This window comes from Streptomyces sp. NPDC088747, from assembly GCF_044751025.1.
Lineage (GTDB): Bacteria > Actinomycetota > Actinomycetes > Streptomycetales > Streptomycetaceae > Streptomyces.
Genome location: NZ_JBIVKZ010000015.1, coordinates 70330 through 89682, shown reverse-complemented (window position 1 = coordinate 89682; position 19353 = coordinate 70330). Strand labels below are relative to the sequence as shown.

Sequence of the window (19353 nt, the reverse complement as noted above, 5' to 3'; positions counted from 1 at the left end):
GAGTTCGGCCATGACGGGCTGGGACGCCGGCGACATCCCCGACCAGAGCGGCCGCACGGCCGTCGTCACCGGAGCCAACAGCGGCATCGGTTACGTCACGGCACGCGAGCTGGCCCGCAAGGGCGCCAGGGTCGTCCTCGCCTGCCGGAGCGAGGCACGCGGGAGCGAGGCGGCGGACCGGCTGAGGACCGAAGTGCCGGGCGCGCGGGCCGAGTTCGTACGACTGGACCTCGGCGACCTGGAATCCGTACGGGAGTTCGCGGCCACGTACGAGCGCGGGTACGACCGGCTCGACCTGCTGATCAACAACGCCGGTGTGATGGCGCTGCCGTACGGCCTGACGGCGGACGGGTTCGAGACGCAGTTCGGCGTCAACCACCTCGGGCACTTCGCACTCACCGGGCTGCTCCTGCCCGCCCTGCTCGGCACCCCCGGCGCCCGCGTCGTGACCGTCTCCAGCTTCATGCACGCGCTCGCCAACATCGACATCCGCGATCTCAACAGCGAGCGCCAGTACCGGCGTTGGATCGCCTACGGCCGTTCCAAGACCGCCAACCTGCTGTTCACGCACGAGCTCGCCCGCCGCCTCGCCACCATCGGCTCCGAGGTCGTCGCGGCCGCCGCCCACCCCGGGTACGCCGACACGAACCTCCACGCCGCCGGGCCCAGGATGACGGGCCGCAAGGCCGCGGAGCGGGTCGTGGGGGCCGGTGTGCGGGTCCTCGGCCAGAGCGCCGAGGCCGGGGCGCTGCCCGCGCTGTACGCCGCCACCGCGCCCGGCGTGGCACCCGACTCCTTCACCGGGCCCTCGTTCGCGATGTGGCGCGGCTCGCCCGCGAGGTCCCGGCGGGCCGGCTGGACGCTCGACGACCTGGCGGGGGAGCGGCTCTGGGCGGCCTCGGAGGAGTTGACGGGGGTGACGTACGAGGCGCTGAAGGCCTGAGCGCCGGCCATCGGGTCGGTACGGGCTCGGGTCGGTACGGCCATCGGGTCGGTACGGCCATCGGCTGAGCGGAGACCGCGACGGAGACGGAGACCGTACCGGCACCCCGCGGACGCGCGCACGGCCGCTCCCGCTCTCAGGCCGCGTGCACGGCTGCTCCCCTCTCAGGCCGAACGCACCTCGTACACCGCCACCGACACCTCCGGGTCGTCCAGGCAGCGCCCCGACTCCAGGTCGAACCGCTGCTTCAACAGCGGCGAGGCGACGAACACCCGGTCCTGGTGGCTGCCGGTGAGGCCGCGGGAGAGGACGGCCGCGCCGGTGAACGGGTCGCGGTTGTCGATGGCGTACGTGCGGCCCGCGCGGTCGCGGAACACCGCCACCTGACGGCCGTCGGGGAGGAGCGCGGCGACTCCGCGTCCCGGGATCAGCAGGGCCAGGTCGCAGACCGTGAACCAGCCGTCCTCCAGCAGGAGTTGGACCTTGAGAGTCGTCGTCTCGGGGGCCAGGGTCATCGCTTGGCGCTTCCTTCCAGGGGGCGGGTACCGATGGTCAGCAGCGGCAGGTCGGGCTTGATCTGGTCGCGCTCGGGGACGAAGCCGACGACCGGGTCGGGGGTGTCCGGGGCGTTCACGAAGGACACGAACCGGGAGAGTTTTTCGGGGTCGTTGATGGTCTCGGCCCACTCGTCGCGGTAGCCCGCCACATGCGCTGTCATCAGCGACTCCAGCTCCTCGCAGATGCCCAGTGAGTCGTCCACGACCACGTCACGCACGTGGTCGAGGCCGCCGGGGATCCGCTCCAGCCACGTGGAGGTGCGCTCAAGGCGGTCGGCGGTGCGGATGTAGAACATCAGGAACCGGTCGATGAGGCGGATGAGTTCGGCGTCGGACAGATCTTGCGCGAGGAGGTCCGCGTGGCGCGGGGTCGCACCGCCGTTGCCGCCGACGTACAGGTTCCAGCCGCCCGAGGTGGCGATGATGCCGAAGTCCTTCGACTGTGCCTCGGCGCACTCGCGGGCGCAACCGGAGACGGCCGACTTGAGCTTGTGCGGGGACCGCAGTCCCCGGTAGCGCAGCTCGAGGTCGATGGCCATGCGGACCGAGTCCTGGACGCCGTAGCGGCACCAGGTCTGTCCCACACAGGACTTCACCGTGCGCAAAGACTTCCCGTACGCGTGCCCCGACTCGAAGCCGGCGTCCACCAACCGGGACCAGATCAGCGGGAGTTGCTCGACCCGGGCGCCGAACATGTCGATCCGCTGACCGCCGGTGATCTTGGTGTAGAGGCCGAAGTCCCGGGCCACCTCACCGATCACGATCAGCTTCTCCGGGGTGATCTCGCCGCCGGGGATGCGCGGCACGATCGAATAGGAGCCGTTCCGCTGGAGGTTGGCGAGGAAGTGGTCGTTGGTGTCCTGGAGCGCGGCCTGTTCGCCCTCCAGGACATAGCCGTCGGCGCCGATCGTCGGGGCGAGCGAGGCGATGATGGAGCCGACGGCGGGCTTGCAGATCTCGCAGCCGTCGCCGCCCCGGGCGCCCTCACGGCCGTAGCGGTCGAGGAGGACCTGGTGCGAGGTGACGCGGAGGGCGAGGACGATCTCGTACAGCTGCTCGCGGGTCTGTCCGAAGCAGGCGCACAGCCCGTGGTCGACCTCGACGCCGCTCGCCTCCAGCTCGTCGTTGACGAGCTGCCCGAGAACCTTGACGCAACTGCCGCAGCCCGTACCGGCCTTGGTGCACTTCTTGACCTCGGGCACGGTGGTGCAGGAGTGCTCGGTGACCGCGCCGCGGATCGTGCCCTTGGTGACGTTGTGGCAGGAGCAGATGACCGCGGAGTCGGGGAGCGCGGAGGGGCCGAGGGCGGCCGGGGCGCCCGCGCCCGCCGGGAGGACCAACTGCTCGGGGGCGATCGGCGGGACCGAACCGGTGAAGGCGCGCAGGGTGCCGTACGCGTCGGCGTCGCCGACCAGGATGCCGCCCAGCAGTTCGCCGCCGGGGCCGATGACCAGCTTCTTGTACGTGCCCGAGCGCGAGTCGGAATAGACGACGTCAAGGCAGTCGGCGGTGGCGCCGTGCGCGTCGCCGAAGGACGCGACGTCGACGCCGAGGAGCTTGAGCTTGGTGGAGAGGTCGGCGCCCGTGAAACTCGCCTCGTCCGCGGCGATGGTGGCGGCGGCCGTCTCGGCCATCTCGTAACCCGGCGCGACCAGTCCGTACACCCGGCCGTCCGACGCCAGCGCGCACTCGCCGATCGCGAACACCCGGGGGTCGGAGGTGCGGCACTGCTCGTCCACCGAGATGCCGCCGCGCTCACCGACCGTGAGTCCTGTGTCGCGGGCGAGTTGGTCGCGCGGGCGCACACCCGCCGAGAACACCACCAGGTCCGTGGCCAGTTGGGAGCCGTCGGACAGCTTCATGCCGGACACGGCCCCGTCGTCGCCGACGACGATCTCCTGCGTGCCCGTTCCCGTGTGCACGGACAGGCCCATGTTCTCGATGGTCCGCAGCAGCGCCGTGCCGCCACCGTCGTCGACCTGCACCGGCATCAGACGCGGCGCGAACTCCACGATGTGCGTGGCCAGTCCGAGCCCCTTGAGCGCGCCGGCGGCCTCCAGGCCCAGCAGCCCGCCGCCCACCACGGCACCCGTGGCGGCGCGCGCCTTCGCGTACTCCTCGATGGCGAGCAGGTCCTCGATCGTGCGGTACACGAAGCAGCCCTCGGCGTCCTTGCCGGGGACGGGCGGGACGAAGGGGTAGGAGCCGGTGGCCAGCACGAGGGTGTCGTACGCGACCACGAGACCGGAGCGGGCCGTCACCGTCCGCGCCTGGCGGTCGACCGTCTCGGCCGGGTCGCCGAGGTGCAGTTCGATGCCGTGCTCGGTAATGAACTCCCGGTTGGTGAGCGAGAGTTCGTCCGGGGTGCGGCCGGAGAAGTACGAGGTGAGCTGGACCCGGTCGTAGGCCGGGCGCGGCTCCTCGCACAGCACGACCACCCGGTGCGTGGCGGTCAGCCCGCGCTCGGCCAGCGCTTCGAGGAAACGCTGGCCCACCATGCCGTGGCCGACCAGCACGATGGTGTGCGCGGACTCGGACGCGTCTTCCTGGGTCGCGACGGTGAGCGACGCTGACCCGGAGGTGTCTCGCCCGGTTGCGGCGGTGTGCGCCGCCGACCCGGACGTGTCTCGCCCAGTCGCGACGGTGAGCGTTGACCTGGACGCGTCTCCCTCGGTCGCGACGGTGTGCGCGGACCCGATCCCGTCGGTCGTGTGCGCCGCCGTCATCGCGTTCGCCGCCTTCGTCGTGTCCGTGTGCATCAGGAGCCTCCGTCGTTGGTGAGCAGGTGGAGCAGCGGTGCGCCGTCCGCGGGGAGGGGTTCGGCTCCCTCCCAGGCGCGGGCGAGCGCGCCGACGGTGCCGAGTTCGCCGACGAGTACGCCGCCGACGACGCGGTCGTCTCGGACGACGACCTTGCGGTAGGTGCCCCGGGTCGCGTCGGTGAGCTGGACGACGTCGTCGCCGGGACGGGCGTCGGGTTCGCCGAAGGCGGCGAGGTCGAGGAAGTCGGGTCCGGCCAGCGTGAGCCGGGTGACCGCGCGTGTGCCCGTGTAGCGGACGCCCGCGTCACCGGCGATCGACTCGGCCAGCACGTCGGCCTGTTCGAGCGCGGGGGTCGCCAGTCCGTAGACGGTGCCCGCGTGCTGCGCGCAGTCGCCGATCGCCCGGATGTGCGGGTCGGACGTACGCAGTTCGTCGTCGACGAGGACGCCCTTGTGGACGGCGAGCCCGGCGGTCTGCGCGAGCCCCACGCGGGGGTGCACCCCGCAGGCCAGGACGACGAGGTCGGTGTCGAGCGCGTACCCGTCGGCCATCTCGACCGAGCGGACCGCGCCGCCGACGCAGCGCACGTCACGCACCCGGCACTCGGTGTGCACCTCGACACCCAGGTCGGTCAGATGCCGCAGGACCAGCCGGGAGGCCGAGGGATCGAGCTGGCGCTCCATGAGCCGCTCGCCCTGCTGGGCCAGCACCACCTGGGCGCCGCGGGCGGCCAGCGCGCGGGCCGCCGAGACACCGAGCAGACCGCCGCCGATCACCACCGCGCGGGCGCCCCGCCGTACCGCCTTCGACAGGCTCAGGCAGTCGTCCATGGTGCGGAACGCGTGCACGCCTTCGGGGAGTTCGTGCCGGCCCGGTTCCGCGAGGGTCGCGAACAGGCCGCGCAGGGGCGGGAGTACGGGGTTCGAACCGGTCGCGAGGACCAGCGTGTCGTAGGCGATCTCCGAACCGTCGGCGCACTCCAGGGTGCGGGCGGCGCGGTCGATGCCGGTGACCCTGGCCCGGGTCAGCCCGGCCGGCGAGGGCAGGGCGATCACCTCGGGCGCGTACCGGCCGGCCAGCACCTCGGCGAGCAGGACACGGTTGTACGGGCGGTGCTCCTCGTCACCGACGAGCGTGACGGACACACCCGGGGTGCCGGACACACCCGGGGTGCCGGGCCCCCCGGCACCGAGCTCACCCAGCCGCCGGGCGAGCCGTACGCCCGCGAGCCCGGCGCCGATCACCACCACACGCGTATTCGAGGTCATGACCGCAGCGTGCGGTGCCGGTGTTACCCGACCGCATCTCGGCTGTTTCCCGGCGGGAACGCTGCGCTCAGCGGAGCCGGAGGCCGGGTGTGAGGGTTTCCGGCCCGGGGCCGACCGGATCCCCGCCCTGAGGGTCTCGGGAACCTCAGAAGACCCTCAAGGTTCCCGAGACCCATGGACGGCACATCTATCCCGTCCATAGGGTCGCGATCATGCCCGACATATCGCTGACCATGGTCGTCGTCCTCTGCGCAGCCTCACTCGCGGCGGGCTGGATCGACGCGGTGGTGGGCGGTGGCGGGCTGCTGCTGCTCCCGGCGATGCTGCTCGGACTGCCGGGCGGGACCTCGGCCGCGTACGCGCTCGGCACGAACAAGGCGGTGGCCATCGTCGGGACGACGGGCGCGGCGGTGACGTACGCGCGCAAGGCACCGGTGGACGTGCGCGTGGCCGTACGGATCGGGCTCGCGGCGCTCGCGGGTTCCACGGCGGGGGCGTTCGTCGCGGCCGGCATGAGCACCGACGTGCTGAAGCCCGTCGTCATGGTCGTGCTGCTCGGGGTCGGCGCCTTCGTCCTCTTCAGGCCCGCCTTCGGCACGGCACCCTCGACGGCCCCGGTCCCGACGAGCCGGGTGGTCGCCGCGATCGGACTCGCGGGCCTCGGCATCGGTTTCTACGACGGTCTCATCGGCCCCGGCACGGGCACGTTCCTCGTGCTGGCCCTCACCGCGCTGCTCCACCTCGACCTGGTGACCGCCTCCGCCACCGCCAAGATCGTGAACTGCTGCACCAACGCGGGTGCCCTCGCGACCTTCGCCTGGAAGGGCACCGTGTTCTGGCAACTGGCCGCCCTGATGGCGGTCTTCAATCTCGCGGGCGGCATGCTCGGCGCGCACACGGCACTCAAGAAGGGGAGCGGCTTCGTCCGGGTCGTCCTGCTGACGGTGGTATTCGCACTGGTGGCGAACCTGGCGTACCAGGAGTGGATCGCGTGAGGCGTCCACGGGTACGTCCGGGCCGGGCGCGGTGTACGGCGCCTCAGTAACTGCCGGTGAGGTGGGCGAAGACGACCACGTTGCCCTGGTACCCCGTCGACTTCGAGTAGCCGCCACCGCAGGTGATGACGCGCAGTTCGGGCCGGTGGGCCGCGCCGTAGACCTTCTCGTCGGGGAAGTCGCGGGCGTCGTACACCTCGATGGCGTCGACGGTGAAGACGGCTGTACCGCCGTCGCGGCGGCCGACCTCGATGCGGCCGCCCTTCTTCAGGGCGCCCAGGTGGTAGAAGACGGCGGGGCCCTCGGCGTTGTCGACGTGTCCGGCGACGATGGCGGTGCCCGTCTCACCGGGGGTGGTGCCCGCCTCGTACCAGCCGGCGAGGTTCTTCCGCGCGGCGGGCGGGACGTCCAGGCTGCCCTGCGGGGTGAGGCCGAGGCCCATGAGCGGCGCGTTCACGCGGATCGACGGGATGCGGATGCGGTCCGGCGGGGAGTGCGGCAGGGCCCGTGCCGCGGGCGCCCGCCCGGCCGGTTCCCTCGCGCCCGCCTGGGCGGCGGACGGCTGCGGCGGCGCGTGCGTCTCGGCGCCGCTGCGCAGCAGCCACGCGCCGGAGCAGAGGGCGGCGGCGGTGACCGAGGCTATGGCGATGTTGCTGACCCGGCGGCGCACGTGCGGCCTCCTCTCGGGTGTCCCCTCGGGGTCGGGATGGCCCCCTTCCCCCTCCGGGCCGCGAGGGGCGTCGCGCCACGGAGGGGGAGAGGACACTGCGGTACCGCGGACGGACAGCGGAGGGTGTCCGTCAGATCCCGTCGCCTCTCGCCCGGCGATGCAGGAGCCAGGTACCGCCCGCGGCGGCGACGGCCAGGGCCGCCACTCCCGCCGCGGTCTGCACGGGGTCGGGGCCCAGTGCGCCGCCGACCCCCGTCTTCACGTATCCGCGCGGATGGACCTGTTCGCGCGTCGAGGTCAGGGTCACCACCAGGTCTCCGGTGACCGTCCGGCCGCCGGGGCACTTCGCGACGATCTCGTACGTCCCCGGCTGCGCGCCCGGCGGCACCCGGAACTGCCCGATGACGTCCTCCTCGTGCGCGCTGGGCGCCAGCGTGAACTGGCCCGCGCCCACCGCGCTGGCGTCGCCCGCTCCCGTGCCGCCCACGCCGCAGGCGGCCGTGTTCACCGTGACGTCACCGCCGGGCACGACGGTGGACGGGTACACCTCCAGGCCACCGGTGTCCGCGCCGTACGCGGGCGCGGCGGCGAGGCCCGCGGCGGCGACGGCGAGCGCGGTACCGGTCACCAGACGGGCTGTGCGTCGCATCGTTCGTTGCTCCTCCGAGGGGGCGCGGCCGGCGACACCCCCAAGTGCCGCTGCGTCGGTCGTGCCCCTGCCCTTCCGAGGTAAGTGGCACATGGCCCGGCCCGCTTCCTGATGGAACGTCAGAAATGAAGTGAACGGGTGTCGGGCGGGTGGCCCGGACGGGTGGGTTCGCGGGCATTCCGGCAGGTCACCGGGGTGGGGCGGCGTGCCTCGGAAAAGAACCCGAAGGGCGGCGGGGTGGGGGTGTGAACGGGTGACCGCTCGCTGCGGGGGAGCCGCCCACCGGTGGCCCGTGAGGCGTCCGTAAGCCACTCACGCCTCGTCCGTGAGCCGTCCCGGTCTCTTCCGTGAGCCCTCCCCGGCTCGTCCGTGAGCCCTCCCCGCCTCGTCCGTGAGCCGTCCCGGCCTCGCCGGTGAGCCGTCCGCGCGGCGTCCGTCACCGGTGCTTGACCTCAATAATGGTTGAGGTACGAGGCTGGCTGCCATGAAGACACCAACAGCTGACGCCCCTGCCCCTGCCCCTGTTCCTGTTCCTGTTCCCGAGCCCGCCACCGATCCGGAGGCCGCCTTCCTCGCGGAGCCCGAGACCCCCGTACGGGTCGCCGTCGTCCTGGGCAGCAACCGTGAGGGCCGCTTCGGTCCCGTCGTGGCCGACTGGCTGCTCGGCCGGATCCGCGAGCGCGACGACTTCCTGCCCGAGGTCGTCGACGTCGCCTCGGTCCTTCTCCCGACGACGCTCTCCCCGAGCCCCGGGGCCGCCGCCGAACTGGCCAAGGTCACCCCCGCCCTCGCCGCCGCCGACGCGTTCGTCGTCCTCACGCCCGAGTACAACCACTCCTTCCCGGCGGGCCTGAAGAACCTGATCGACTGGCACTACACCGAGTGGCGCGCCAAGCCCGTCGCCCTGGTCTCCTACGGCGGGCTCGCCGGTGGCCTCCGCGCCGCCGAGCACCTCCGCCAGGTCTTCGCCGAACTCCACGCCGTGACGGTGCGCGACACGGTGTCGTTCCACGGCGCGGGGGCGGCGTTCGACGCGGAGGGGCACCCCCGGGACTCCACGGGCCCGAAGGCGGCGGCGGAAGTGATGCTCGACCAACTCGCCTGGTGGGCACGGGCGTTGCGGGAGGCGAGGGTGAAGCGGCCGTACGTGGGGTGAGCGGCGGGTGGGCGCCCGGCCCGATCGGTGCGGACGGGCGCCCGCCCATACGCGTGTAACGGCCAACTGGCACTATTCGGCGGCAGCGACAGCTGATCCGAGAGGGCCTGCGGCCCGTCCACAGCCAGGGGGAACAACCATGACGACGCACGTCACGGAAGCCGACCGGGACCCACGGCCCGGCGCCGACCGGGCACGCGACCGGGAGCGCGGCCGCGGTCGCGGTGCCGCGGTGCGAGCCCTGCTGTTCGTGACGACAGCGCTCGTCGCCGGGGCCGCGGGCGTGGGCGGCACGCTGCTCCAGCAGCGGCTCACCGCTCCGGACACGTCCGCCGTCGACGCGCAGGCCGCCGAGCTCTCCGAGGACCTCCGCACCGACCTGACCGCCGGCTTCCACTCGGGAGGGAAGACCTACGGGGGCCCGTTCACCGGGGGCACGATCGCCGCCCAGGTCCTGGAACACGGCGGCGCGCTGCTCAGCGCGGACACCGTGCCGGGCGGCGGGTCCCCCGGCGCGGGCGTGCACACCGTGAAGGTGATGCTGGGGCTCGTACCACCCGCCGCGAAGACCGTCGACCCGGCCGCCTATCCCGTCCGCTGCTACCGCTACACGTTCGGCCTCGGCGCCTACACGGTGAAACGGTCCGCCATGGACTGCCCGGATTCGCGGACCGACGACAGCGCCGGCAGCCTCGCCGCGGAACTCGGCGTGCTGCTCGCGCGGCTCCCCACCGGCAGCCAGGCCTACCGTGCCGTCGCCGCCGACGGCTACGCGCACGCCCCGCGGGGCGCCACGGACTTTCTGCGGGACAGAGGGCTGTTGGCGGACGGGGACACCGTGGCCGAGGTGTCCGGTGAGGCGGTGGGCGCCGACGTGTACGTCCTCGCGTTGCGGATCAACGACGCCTGCCACTACCTGCGGATGGACTCCTCGGCCTCCGCGTCCAGCCTGGTGCCGCTGTGGGCCGCCCCGGCGGACGAGCAACAGGCCTGCGTCGTACGGCAGGCGGTGACGGCCGCCACCCTGTACGGAATGGACCCGGCGAAGGCAGGGTGACCGACTCCCGCACCCGCGGGTCCCGACCGCACGATCGCCGTCCCGCCGGGGCGGGTCCGGCTGTCCTGCGCGGCGGCGGTGCGAGGGCCGGAGTCAGCCCACGTGCACCGCCGACCAGGCCGCCCCCACCGCGCCGTACTCCGCGCTCCCCGCCCCGTACAGGTCCCGGGCGGCGGCGAGAGTGGCGGTGCGGGCTCCCGCGTAGTTCGTCGAGGACGTCATGTGGACGGTGAGCGCCCGGTACCAGATCGCCCCCAGTTTCTCCTGGCCGATGCCGGTCAGCGTGGTGCCGTCGCAGGTGGTGCCGTCGTGCTGGACGCCGCCGATGACCCGCGGGCCGCTGCCCTCCGCGAGGAGGTACGCGAAGTGGTTGGCGACGCCGGAGGAGTAGTGCACGTCGAGGTTCCCGACCGAACTGCTCCAGCAGTCGGCCGAGTTGCCGTCCTTGGAGGGCTGGTCCATGTAGCGGAGCGCGGACCTGCCGAAGCCCGGCTTCACGATCTTCTCGCCGATGAGCCAGTCCCCGGGGTCCGAGGAGTTGTCCTCGTGGAACTCCACGAGCGTGCCGAAGATGTCGGAGGTCGCCTCGTTCAGGCCGCCCGGCTCGCCCGAGTACGTCAGCGCCGCCGTCTTCGACGTGACCCCGTGGGACATCTCGTGCCCGGCCACGTCCAGCGCGACCAGCGGCCCGAACGTCGTCCCGTCACCGTCCCCGTACGTCATGCAGAAGCAACTGTCGTCCCAGAAGGCGTTGTTGTAGTTGTTCCCGTAGTGCACGCGGTTGTACGAGCCCTTGCCGTCGCCGGCGATACCGCTGCGGCCGTGCACGTCCTCGTAGTAGTCCCAGGTGGCGTCGGTGCCGTACTGGGCGTCGACCGCCGCCGAGGCCCGGTCCGAAGTCGCCCCCGTGGCCCAGTGGTTGTCGGTGTCCGTGAAGACGGTCGCGGGGGCGCGGGTCAGACAGATGCCCAGCACGCACAGGTCCGTCCTGTTCGCGGCGTCGCCCGTGTACGTGTTGCCGCGCGTCGGATCCTTCAGCTGGTACGCCGATCCGGACCCGGTCGTCTCCAGCGGGACCGTGCCGGCGTAGAGGGACCTGCCGTCGCCGCTCGCCGTCTCGATGCTGTCCCACGTGTCGATCTGCTCGCCGGAACCGGCGTCCGTGAGGACGGTGCGGGCGACCGGGTTGCCCAGCGGGTCCTGGCCCGCCACGTCGGTGCGCCAGGCCAGCCTGGGTGCGCCGTGCGAGGCGTCGACGACCAGCCGGGGCTCGGCCGTCACCCTGCGAAGGACCTCGCCGAGGTTCGCGGCGCGCAGCGCGGCGGTGGCCAGGCCCGCTGCCCTCGGCGCGGAGAGCGCGGGCTCGGTGGTGGGTACCGAGAGGGGGCGGGCGGTGGCCCGGTTCGCGCCGCGGTAGGAGCCGTCGGGGGCGAGGTGCAGGACGAAGTCGCCGCCCAGCACCGGGAGCTGACGGTACGTCCGGTCGTAGCGCACGTGCTGGGTGCCGTCCGCGTCGATCACCACGTCGCGGACGGCGGTGCCCTCGGCGGAGGTCAGGCCCAGCCGCGCGGCCTCCTCGACCAGGACCTGGGCGGCGTTGTCCAGCGCCGTCGCCCGGGTCGGCCGGTCGGCGGCGCCCGCGGTCGGGGTCAACGCGGCGGCCAGCAGAGCGGTGGCGGCCACGGCGATGCCTGCGAGGGCCAGTCGTGAACCGAGCACTCCCCGGGCACCGTTGGTGCGCCGGGTGCCATCGGCGTTCCGTATCCGTATCCGTATCTGTGTGCGGCTCCGGCTCCGGCTCCGGCTCCGAGTCATCGGTCTCCTCAGGAAGGCGCTGATGGTGACTCAGATTCAAAGGTCCACGACATGTCATGTCCATAGAGGGTTCCGGGAGGACGTGTGTGGGTCTGTGCGGGCGTGTGACGGGCGGGAACCGTTTCTGCGAAGGCGCCCGACGGACGCGGCCGGCCCGGCTCAGGCGGGTGATTCCGCTGCCGCCGGGCCACCGGACGCGAGCGTCTCCACCCGCACCGCGCACGTCTTGAACTCCGGCATCCGTGAGGTCGGATCCAGGGCCGGGTTGGTCAGGTTGTTGGCGCGGCCCTCGCCCGGCCAGTGGAAGGGCATGAAGACCGTGTCCGGCCGGATGGCGCGGGTGATCCGGGCCGGTGCGACGGCGCGTCCGCGCCGGGAGACCACGGCGACGGGGTCGCCCTCGGCCGCCCCGAGCCGTGCGGCCAGCCGTGGGTGCATCTCCACGAACGGTCCGGGCGCGGCGGCGTTCAGCTCGTCGACCCGCCGGGTCTGGGCGCCCGACTGGTACTGGGCGACCACCCGTCCGGTGGTCAGCAGCACCGGGTACTCCTCGTCCGGCTCCTCGGCCGACGGCCGATGGGACACCGGCACGAACCGCGCACGGCCGTCCTCGGTGGCGAACCGGTCGAGGAAGAGCCGCGGGGTGCCGGGGTGCACCTCCGCGCGGCTCGCCCCGCCACCGGCGAAGTCCCCTGCCGGGCACACCGGTTCACCCATGGAAGGGCCGGCCGGTTCACCCATGGACGGGCCTGCCGGCTCGCACACGGGCGTCCCGATCGGCTCGCTCACGGTCACACCGGCCGCCGGGCTCACCGCAACGCCCGCCGCAACGTCCGGCGCCACGCCCGCCAGGGTGCCCCCCGGACCGCCCGCCAAGGTGCCCCCCGGACCGCCCGCCAAGGTGTCCCCATGACCACCCGCCGGGCACGGCCAGAACACCCCCGACTCCTCCGCCAGCCGGCGGTAGGTGATCCCCGAGTAGTCCGCCGCCCCGCCCGCGCTCGCCCGGCGCAACTCCTCGAAGACCTCTTCCGGATCCGTGGGGAAGCCCTTCTCCACGCCCAGCCGGAGGGCCAGTTCGTGCAGGACGTACAGATCGCTGCGTATGCCGTCGGGAGGGGTGAGGGCCTGGCGGCGCAGCAGGACGCGGCCCTCCAGGCTGGTCGTGGTGCCCGTCTCCTCGGCCCACTGGGTGACGGGCAGCACGACGTCCGCGAGGGCCGCCGTCTCGGAGAGCACGACGTCCGCGACGGCGAGGAACTCCAGTGACCTCAGGCGTTGTTCGATGTGGGTGGCGCGGGGCGCGGACACCACCGGGTTCGAACCCATCAGCAGCAGCGAGCGGATGTCCGTACCCATCGCGTCGAGGAGTTCGTACGCGCTGCGCCCCGGCCCCGGCAGCGAGTCGGGGTCGACGCCCCACACCTCGGCCACATGGCGGCGCGCCGCCGGGTCGGTCAGCTTGCGGTAGCCGGGCAACTGGTCGGCCTTCTGGCCGTGTTCGCGTCCGCCCTGGCCGTTGCCCTGCCCGGTGAGGCAGCCGTACCCGGACAGTGGACGCCCCGAACGCCCCGTCGCCAGACAGAGGTTGATCCACGCGCCGACGGTGTCCGTGCCCTTGGACTGCTGCTCGGGCCCGCGCGCGGTGAGCACCATGGCGGCCTCCGGCTCGCAGAACAGCCGTACGGCCTCCCGGAGTTCGGGGACGGACACCCCCGTGATCCGTTCGACGTACTCGGGCCAGTGCGCCATCGCCGCCGCCCGCGTCTCCTCCCAGCCGCTCGTACGCTCCTGGAGGTACGCCTCGTCCGTGCGCCCCTCCGCCACGATCAGGTGGAGCATCCCCAGCGCGAGCGCCAGGTCGGTGCCGGGGCGCGGGGCCAGGTGCAGGTCCGCCTGCTCGGCCGTGCGGGTGCGGCGCGGGTCGATGACGATCAGCGTGCCGCCGTTCTCCCGCAGCTCGGTGAGGTAGCGCAGCGCGGGCGGCATCGTCTCGGCGAGGTTGGAGCCGACGAGGATCACACAGCCGGTCCTCGGGATGTCCTCCAGGGGGAAGGGCAGCCCCCGGTCGAGCCCGAACGCCTTGATGCCGGCCGCCGCGGCGGACGACATGCAGAAGCGGCCGTTGTAGTCGATCTGCGAGGTGCGCAGGACGACCCGGGCGAACTTCCCGAGCGTGTACGCCTTCTCGTTCGTGAGCCCGCCCCCGCCGAACACCCCGCACGCGTCCGGGCCGTGCTCCGTCCGCGTGCGGGACAGCCCCTCGGCGATCCGGTCCAGCGCCTCGTCCCAGCTCGCGGGTTCGAGGGTGCCCGCCCGCCGGACCAGCGGCGAGGTCAGCCGCAGCCGGGACGACAGCAGCGCGGGCGCGGTACGGCCCTTGCCGCACAGCGCGCCCCGGTTCACCGGGAAGTCCGCGCGCTCCGTCACCTCGACGCCTCCGCCGGGCGTGGGCGTCAGGTTCATCCCGCACTGAAGGGCGCAGTACGGGCAGTGGGTGGGCGTCACGGTGGGGTGCATACCGGCCAGCGTGCGTCGGGAGTGTTACGGGGCGGGGCGAAGGGCGTTACACGGCCGGGGCGGTCACCTCCCGGCGCCGTGAGGGCCACCGTGAGGCGGTGCCGTGAGGGCCACCGTGAGGCGGCGCCGTGAGGCCGGGCGGGAAAGCCCGCCGCGCCCGCTTCCGAGGCGCCCCCCGCCCGTCCCGGCTTGGCCCTCTCCCCGTCCCCGTCCCCGGCCCGCCCCTACCCATCCGTCCCCAGCGCCCGCGCGACCCCGGGTTCCTTGGGCCCCAGGAAGTGCGGATCGGGCTCGAAGGCGGCGTCCAGGGCCGCCTTCCCCGCCGCGAGGATCTCCCGGGCGCCCCCGTAGTACCAGGTCACGTCGTGCTTGGCGGAGACCCCGACGCCGTACGACTCGACGCCCGCCGCCTGGCACAGGGCGACGGCGCGGCGGATGTGGAAACCCTGGCTGATCAGTACGGCCCGGTCCACGCCGAAGATCTTCTTGGCGCGCACGCAGGAGTCCCAGGTGTCGAAGCCCGCGTAGTCGCTGACGATGCGGCCGTCGGGCACCCCGTGCTCGGTCAGGTACGTCCGCATCGCGTCCGGTTCGTCATAGTCCTCGCGGCTGTTGTCGCCGGTGACGAGGACGACCTTCACGCGGCCCGCGCGGTACAGCTTGGCCGCCGCGTCGAGGCGGTTGGCGAGGTAGGGGGAGGGCTCGCCGTCCCACAGACCGGCGCCGAAGACCACGGCCACCTCGGTACGCGGGGCGTCCGCCGCCGTCCGCAGCCGGTCGCCCGTCACGACGTACATCCAGGTCGCCGGGAGCAGCGCGAGCACACACAGCAGCACGACCCCCTGGACGGCCCGCCGCTGCCCGGCACGCGTACGCGGCAGACGGGGCAGGCGGGGGCGGGGCAGTCGCGACAGACGCGGTACGCGCGGCTTCGGCAGCTTCAGGTGACGCATCGGGCGGTCCCTCCCAGGTGGCCTCCACCTGGAGGACGCGTCGAACAGTGATCCGGTTCGCATCCGTGGCGTGACCAGCTTCACCCGGCGCCCCACGGACGCGGGCCCGGCGCCCCACGGACGCGGGCCCGGCGCCCCACGGACGCGGGCCCGGCGCCCCACGGACGCGGGCCCGGCGCCCCACGGACGCGGGCCCGGCCCGCTCACACACGCCCGCACCCCGCGGTGAACCCCCCGTAAACACCCGTCATACTCGCGCAACGGCGAGGCAACCTCGTACCGTCAGGATCGGCCCATGACGGCGTCGAACCCAGTACGCGACGAGTCCCCGCCCCGCCCCGGTGGCCCACGGCCACTCGACGGCGCCCACCTCGACAGTACGGCGCAACTCATGAACGCGATCACCAGCAGGCTCGGCAGTCAGCTCGGCCTCGTCGCGCCCAACGGCGCGCGCCGCCCCGCACCGCCCGCGCTCGTCCTCGTGGCGCACGGCAGCCGCGACCCACGCGCGCTGAGCACCGTACGCACCCTGATCGAGCGGGTCCGCGAGCTGCGCCCCCACCTGCCCGTGCGCCTGGGGCACATCGAACTGAACGAGCCCCTGCTGCCCGACACGCTCACCGCGCTGCACGACGAGGGGACCGGCGAGGCCGTCCTCGTGCCGCTGCTGCTCAGCCGCGGCTACCACGTCAGGCGCGACATCCCCGAGGCCGCGGCGGCCGCCCCCGCGCCGCTCCGGCTGCGCGTCGCCGCCCCGCTCGGCCCACACCCCCTGCTCGTGGAGACCCTGTACGCCCGGCTCGTCGAAGCCGGCTGGCCGGCGCACCCGAGCGAGGCGGACCGCCGCGCCGCCGGCGTCGTCCTCGCCGCCGCGGGCTCCCGCGACCCCGACGCCGCCGTCGACACCCGCCGCACCGCCCACCTCCTCGCCGAGCGCCTGGGCGTTCCGGTGCTCACGGCGTACGCCTCCGCCGCCGCGCCCACCGTCCCCGCCGCCGTGCGCGCGATGACCGCCCGGGGCCGCCACCGGATCGCCGTCGCCTCCTACTTCACCGCCCCCGGCCGCTTCGCCACCGAGTGCGCCGCGGCCGCCCCCTGGATCACCGCCGAGCCGCTGGGCGACCACCCGGCGATGGCCCGCCTCGTCCTGCACCGCTACGACCGGGCCCTCGCGACCCCCGAGCCCGCCGCGGAACTCGTACTGGCCACAGCCTGACAGCGACCTCCCCCGGGACCGGGGTGCCCCGTTTGTCACCGGCGGCGTTTACTGTCGGGGCATGGAAGGCACCGCACCGAAGGCATACGAAGGCCACGCCACGCCCGAAGGACAGGACGGGTACGACGAGACAGCCGTCGAGCGCTGGGCGATCGAGCCCGACAAGCGCCCCGGCCGCACCGCCTTCCAGCGCGACCGCGCACGCGTACTGCACTCCGCCTCACTGCGCCGCCTCGCCGGCAAGACCCAGGTCGTCACGCCCGGCACCAGCAGCCAGATCTGGGACGCCAGCCCCCGCACCCGCCTGACCCACTCCCTGGAGTGCGCCCAGGTCGGCCGCGAACTCGGCGCCGCCCTCGGCTGCGACCCCGACCTCGTCGAGGCGTCCTGCCTCTCCCACGACCTGGGCCACCCACCCTTCGGGCACAACGGCGAGCAGGCGCTGAACGAATTCGCCGCCGACTGCGGAGGCTTCGAGGGCAACGCGCAGTCGCTGCGCCTGCTCACCCGCATCGAGCCCAAGCACTTCGTGCGCTCCGAGGAGACCGGCGACCTCGTCAGCGTCGGCCTGAACCTCACCCGCGCCGCCCTCGACGCCGCCACCAAGTACCCCTGGCCGCGCGCCGGTCACCCCACCGACCCCGCCTCGCGGAAGTTCGGGGTCTACGAGGACGACCGGCCCGTCTTCGACTGGATCCGCAAGGACGCCCCCGGCACCCGTACGTGCTTCGAGGCCCAGGTCATGGACTGGTCGGACGACGTGGCGTACTCGGTGCACGACGTCGAGGACGGCCTGCACGCGGGCCACATCGACCCCAACTGCCTGCACGCGGAGCCGGAGCGGCAGGAGATCTTCGCGGTGGCCATAGGGCGTTACGTGCCCGCCGACACCGACACCGAAGAGCTCTCCGAAGCCCTCGACCGGCTCCTCGACCAGGACTGGTGGCCGCACGGATACGACGGATCGGCCGTCGCGCAGGCCCGGTTGAAGGACGCCACCAGCCAGCTCATCGGGCGTTTCTGCCTGGCGGCGGAGAGCGCCACCCGCGCGGCGTACGGCACCGGCAGGCTCACGCGGTACGCGGCGGAGCTGGTCGTCCCGCGCGCCGCCCGGCACGAGTGCGCCGTCCTCAAGGCGGTCGCCGACCGGTACGTCATGCAGCGCGCCGAGCAGGAGCTGCTCCGCGCCGACCAGCGGATCGTCGTCGCCGAGCTGGCCCAGGCGCTCACCGACCGCGCCCCGGACGGCCTCGACCCGCAGTTCCGTGCCCTGTTCGACGAGGCCCCGGACGACAGGGCGCGCAAGCGCGTGATCGTCGACCACATCGCCTCACTCACCGACGCCTCGGCGCGTTCCCTGCACCTCAGGCTCACCAGACGGCCCCAGGAGGCCCGCCGGGGGTGACCCTGCGTGGCCTGATCGGGCCACACCCTCTTCCCGCATCACGCTGCGTGCGGGACGCTCGCATATGGCGACATCCTTACGAGGAGGCATCAAGTGGTCGACGCGGATCAGACATTCGTCATCGTCGGAGGAGGGCTGGCCGGAGCGAAGGCGGCCGAGACGCTCCGAGCGGAGGGGTTCACCGGGCGGGTGATACTGATCTGTGACGAGCGCGACCACCCCTACGAACGGCCGCCGCTCTCCAAGGGCTACCTCCTCGGCAAGGAGGAGCGCGACAGCGTCTTCGTGCACGAACCCGCCTGGTACGCGCGCAACGACATCGAGCTGCACCTCGGCCAGACCGTCGACGCCATCGACCGCACCGCCAGGACCGTCCGCTTCGGCGACGACGGCACCCTCGTGCAGTACGACAAACTCCTCATCGCCACCGGCTCCGAACCCCGCCGCCTGGACGTCCCGGGCACGGACCTGGCCGGCGTCCACCACCTGCGCCGGCTGGCCCACGCCGAGCGCCTCAAGGGCGTCCTGGCCGCTCTGGGCCGCGACAACGGCCACATCGTGATCGCGGGCGCCGGCTGGATCGGCCTGGAGGTCGCGGCGGCGGCACGTGAGTACGGCGCCGAGGTGACCGTCGTGGAACCCGAGCCGACCCCGCTGCACTCGGTCCTCGGCCCCGAGCTCGGTCAGCTCTTCACCGAGCTGCACCGCGAGCACGGCGTCCGCTTCCACTTCGGCGCCCGGCTCACCGAGATCGTCGGCCACGACGGCATGGTCCTCGCCGCCCGCACCGACGACGGCGAGGAACACCCCGCGCACGACGTCCTCGCCGCGATCGGCGCCGCTCCGCGCATCGCCCTCGCCGAGGCCGCGGGCCTGGATATCGCCGACCGGGAACACGGCGGCGGTATCGCCGTGGACGAACGGCTGCGCACCTCCGACCCCGACATCCACGCGGCCGGCGACGTCGCCTCCTTCCACCACACGCTCTTCGACACCCGGCTGCGCGTCGAGCACTGGGCCAACGCCCTCAACGGCGGCCCGGCGGCCGCCCGCGCGATGCTGGGCCGCGACCTGACGTACGACCGGGTGCCCTACTTCTTCTCCGACCAGTACGACATCGGGCTCGAGTACTCGGGCTGGGCGCCCCCGGGGACCTACGACCAGGTGGTGATCCGCGGAGACGCCGGGAAGCGGGAGTTCATCGCCTTCTGGGTGAAGGAGGGTCGGGTGCTGGCCGGGATGAACGTGAATGTGTGGGACGTCACGGAGCCCATCCAGCAGCTGATCCGATCCCGGGCCCAGGTGGACACCGAGGCGCTCGCCGACCCGCACGTACCGCTGGACGGTCTGGTCCCGTGACCGCACGCGGCGCTCGACTGTCACACCC

15 protein-coding genes are annotated in these 19353 nt (G+C 73.2%); 7 read left to right on the top strand and 8 right to left on the bottom strand.

Annotated features, from left to right (window positions below):
- Positions 1 to 10: 10 nt before the first annotated feature.
- A complete protein-coding gene (locus ACIP79_RS30370) occupies positions 11 to 943 on the top strand; it encodes an oxidoreductase (protein ID WP_401228259.1) in 933 nt (310 codons plus the stop codon).
- A gap of 164 nt (positions 944 to 1107) precedes the next feature.
- On the opposite strand, the gene nirD is transcribed toward ACIP79_RS30370, so the two are convergent.
- The 3 genes from nirD to ACIP79_RS30355 form a co-directional block, all read right to left on the bottom strand.
- Complete coding sequence (nirD, locus tag ACIP79_RS30365) at positions 1108 to 1458, bottom strand: nitrite reductase small subunit NirD (RefSeq protein WP_401228257.1); 351 nt, start codon at positions 1456 to 1458, stop codon at positions 1108 to 1110.
- Complete coding sequence (gene nirB / locus ACIP79_RS30360; protein ID WP_401228459.1) at positions 1455 to 3998, bottom strand: nitrite reductase large subunit NirB; 2544 nt, start codon at positions 3996 to 3998, stop codon at positions 1455 to 1457. The genes nirD and nirB overlap by 4 nt, the downstream gene beginning before the upstream one ends.
- Before the next feature lie 260 nt (positions 3999 to 4258).
- Positions 4259 to 5530 carry an NAD(P)/FAD-dependent oxidoreductase gene (locus ACIP79_RS30355; RefSeq protein WP_401228255.1) on the bottom strand — a complete coding sequence of 424 codons (1272 nt, stop codon included), beginning with the start codon at positions 5528 to 5530 and terminating at the stop codon, positions 4259 to 4261.
- Between the two features lie 212 nt (positions 5531 to 5742).
- Between ACIP79_RS30355 and ACIP79_RS30350 the strand changes: the two genes are divergently transcribed.
- Complete coding sequence (locus ACIP79_RS30350; RefSeq protein ID WP_401228253.1) at positions 5743 to 6525, top strand: sulfite exporter TauE/SafE family protein; 783 nt, start codon at positions 5743 to 5745, stop codon at positions 6523 to 6525.
- A 43-nt stretch (positions 6526 to 6568) separates the two neighbouring features.
- Here ACIP79_RS30350 and ACIP79_RS30345 read toward each other — a convergent pair whose 3' ends face one another.
- The gene (locus ACIP79_RS30345) at positions 6569 to 7195 is read right to left on the bottom strand and encodes a class F sortase (protein WP_383680511.1); all 627 of its coding nucleotides are present in this window, start codon (positions 7193 to 7195) and stop codon (positions 6569 to 6571) included.
- A gap of 130 nt (positions 7196 to 7325) precedes the next feature.
- Complete coding sequence (locus ACIP79_RS30340; RefSeq protein ID WP_401228251.1) at positions 7326 to 7844, bottom strand: hypothetical protein; 519 nt, start codon at positions 7842 to 7844, stop codon at positions 7326 to 7328.
- Positions 7845 to 8328: 484 nt separating this feature from the next.
- On the opposite strand from ACIP79_RS30340, the gene ACIP79_RS30335 reads away from it, so the two are divergent.
- Positions 8329 to 9000, top strand: coding sequence for an NADPH-dependent FMN reductase (locus ACIP79_RS30335; RefSeq protein ID WP_401228249.1), 672 nt, complete (start codon positions 8329 to 8331; stop codon positions 8998 to 9000).
- Positions 9001 to 9139: 139 nt separating this feature from the next.
- Complete coding sequence (locus tag ACIP79_RS30330; protein ID WP_401228247.1) at positions 9140 to 10057, top strand: hypothetical protein; 918 nt, start codon at positions 9140 to 9142, stop codon at positions 10055 to 10057.
- Between the two features lie 93 nt (positions 10058 to 10150).
- Here ACIP79_RS30330 and ACIP79_RS30325 read toward each other — a convergent pair whose 3' ends face one another.
- The 3 genes from ACIP79_RS30325 to ACIP79_RS30315 all read right to left on the bottom strand — a co-directional run bounded on the left by ACIP79_RS30325 (position 10151) and on the right by ACIP79_RS30315 (position 15345).
- Positions 10151 to 11872, bottom strand: coding sequence for a M4 family metallopeptidase (locus ACIP79_RS30325; RefSeq protein ID WP_401228245.1), 1722 nt, complete (start codon positions 11870 to 11872; stop codon positions 10151 to 10153).
- A gap of 159 nt (positions 11873 to 12031) precedes the next feature.
- A complete protein-coding gene (locus ACIP79_RS30320) occupies positions 12032 to 14392 on the bottom strand; it encodes a molybdopterin oxidoreductase family protein (protein ID WP_401228243.1) in 2361 nt (786 codons plus the stop codon).
- A 224-nt stretch (positions 14393 to 14616) separates the two neighbouring features.
- Positions 14617 to 15345, bottom strand: a complete 729-nt coding sequence (locus tag ACIP79_RS30315; protein WP_401228241.1) for a vancomycin high temperature exclusion protein — start codon at positions 15343 to 15345, stop codon at positions 14617 to 14619.
- A gap of 295 nt (positions 15346 to 15640) precedes the next feature.
- Here ACIP79_RS30315 and ACIP79_RS30310 point away from each other — a divergent pair, with 295 nt between their 5' ends.
- From ACIP79_RS30310 to ACIP79_RS30300, 3 genes are all read left to right on the top strand, one after another.
- Entirely contained in the window at positions 15641 to 16561 is a 921-nt protein-coding gene (locus tag ACIP79_RS30310) for a sirohydrochlorin chelatase (protein ID WP_401228239.1), read from the top strand.
- A gap of 61 nt (positions 16562 to 16622) precedes the next feature.
- The gene (locus ACIP79_RS30305; protein WP_401228237.1) at positions 16623 to 17966 is read left to right on the top strand and encodes a deoxyguanosinetriphosphate triphosphohydrolase; all 1344 of its coding nucleotides are present in this window, start codon (positions 16623 to 16625) and stop codon (positions 17964 to 17966) included.
- A gap of 93 nt (positions 17967 to 18059) precedes the next feature.
- Positions 18060 to 19325, top strand: coding sequence for an NAD(P)/FAD-dependent oxidoreductase (locus ACIP79_RS30300; protein ID WP_401228235.1), 1266 nt, complete (start codon positions 18060 to 18062; stop codon positions 19323 to 19325).
- The last annotated feature ends 28 nt before the right edge of the window (positions 19326 to 19353 follow it).

What these genes read in the sequence shown, in the direction of transcription:
- ACIP79_RS30370 (WP_401228259.1), top strand. Translation starts at nt 11, where the DNA reads ATGACGGGCTGGGACGCCGGCGACATCCCCGACCAGAGCGGCCGCACG.
- nirD (WP_401228257.1), bottom strand. Translation starts at nt 1,458, where the DNA reads ATGACCCTGGCCCCCGAGACGACGACTCTCAAGGTCCAACTCCTGCTG.
- nirB (WP_401228459.1), bottom strand. Translation starts at nt 3,998, where the DNA reads ATGGTGGGCCAGCGTTTCCTCGAAGCGCTGGCCGAGCGCGGGCTGACC.
- ACIP79_RS30355 (WP_401228255.1), bottom strand. Translation starts at nt 5,530, where the DNA reads ATGACCTCGAATACGCGTGTGGTGGTGATCGGCGCCGGGCTCGCGGGC.
- ACIP79_RS30350 (WP_401228253.1), top strand. Translation starts at nt 5,743, where the DNA reads ATGCCCGACATATCGCTGACCATGGTCGTCGTCCTCTGCGCAGCCTCA.
- ACIP79_RS30340 (WP_401228251.1), bottom strand. Translation starts at nt 7,844, where the DNA reads ATGCGACGCACAGCCCGTCTGGTGACCGGTACCGCGCTCGCCGTCGCC.
- ACIP79_RS30335 (WP_401228249.1), top strand. Translation starts at nt 8,329, where the DNA reads ATGAAGACACCAACAGCTGACGCCCCTGCCCCTGCCCCTGTTCCTGTT.
- ACIP79_RS30330 (WP_401228247.1), top strand. Translation starts at nt 9,140, where the DNA reads ATGACGACGCACGTCACGGAAGCCGACCGGGACCCACGGCCCGGCGCC.
- ACIP79_RS30325 (WP_401228245.1), bottom strand. Translation starts at nt 11,872, where the DNA reads ATGACTCGGAGCCGGAGCCGGAGCCGGAGCCGCACACAGATACGGATA.
- ACIP79_RS30320 (WP_401228243.1), bottom strand. Translation starts at nt 14,392, where the DNA reads ATGCACCCCACCGTGACGCCCACCCACTGCCCGTACTGCGCCCTTCAG.
- ACIP79_RS30315 (WP_401228241.1), bottom strand. Translation starts at nt 15,345, where the DNA reads ATGCGTCACCTGAAGCTGCCGAAGCCGCGCGTACCGCGTCTGTCGCGA.
- ACIP79_RS30310 (WP_401228239.1), top strand. Translation starts at nt 15,641, where the DNA reads ATGACGGCGTCGAACCCAGTACGCGACGAGTCCCCGCCCCGCCCCGGT.
- ACIP79_RS30305 (WP_401228237.1), top strand. Translation starts at nt 16,623, where the DNA reads ATGGAAGGCACCGCACCGAAGGCATACGAAGGCCACGCCACGCCCGAA.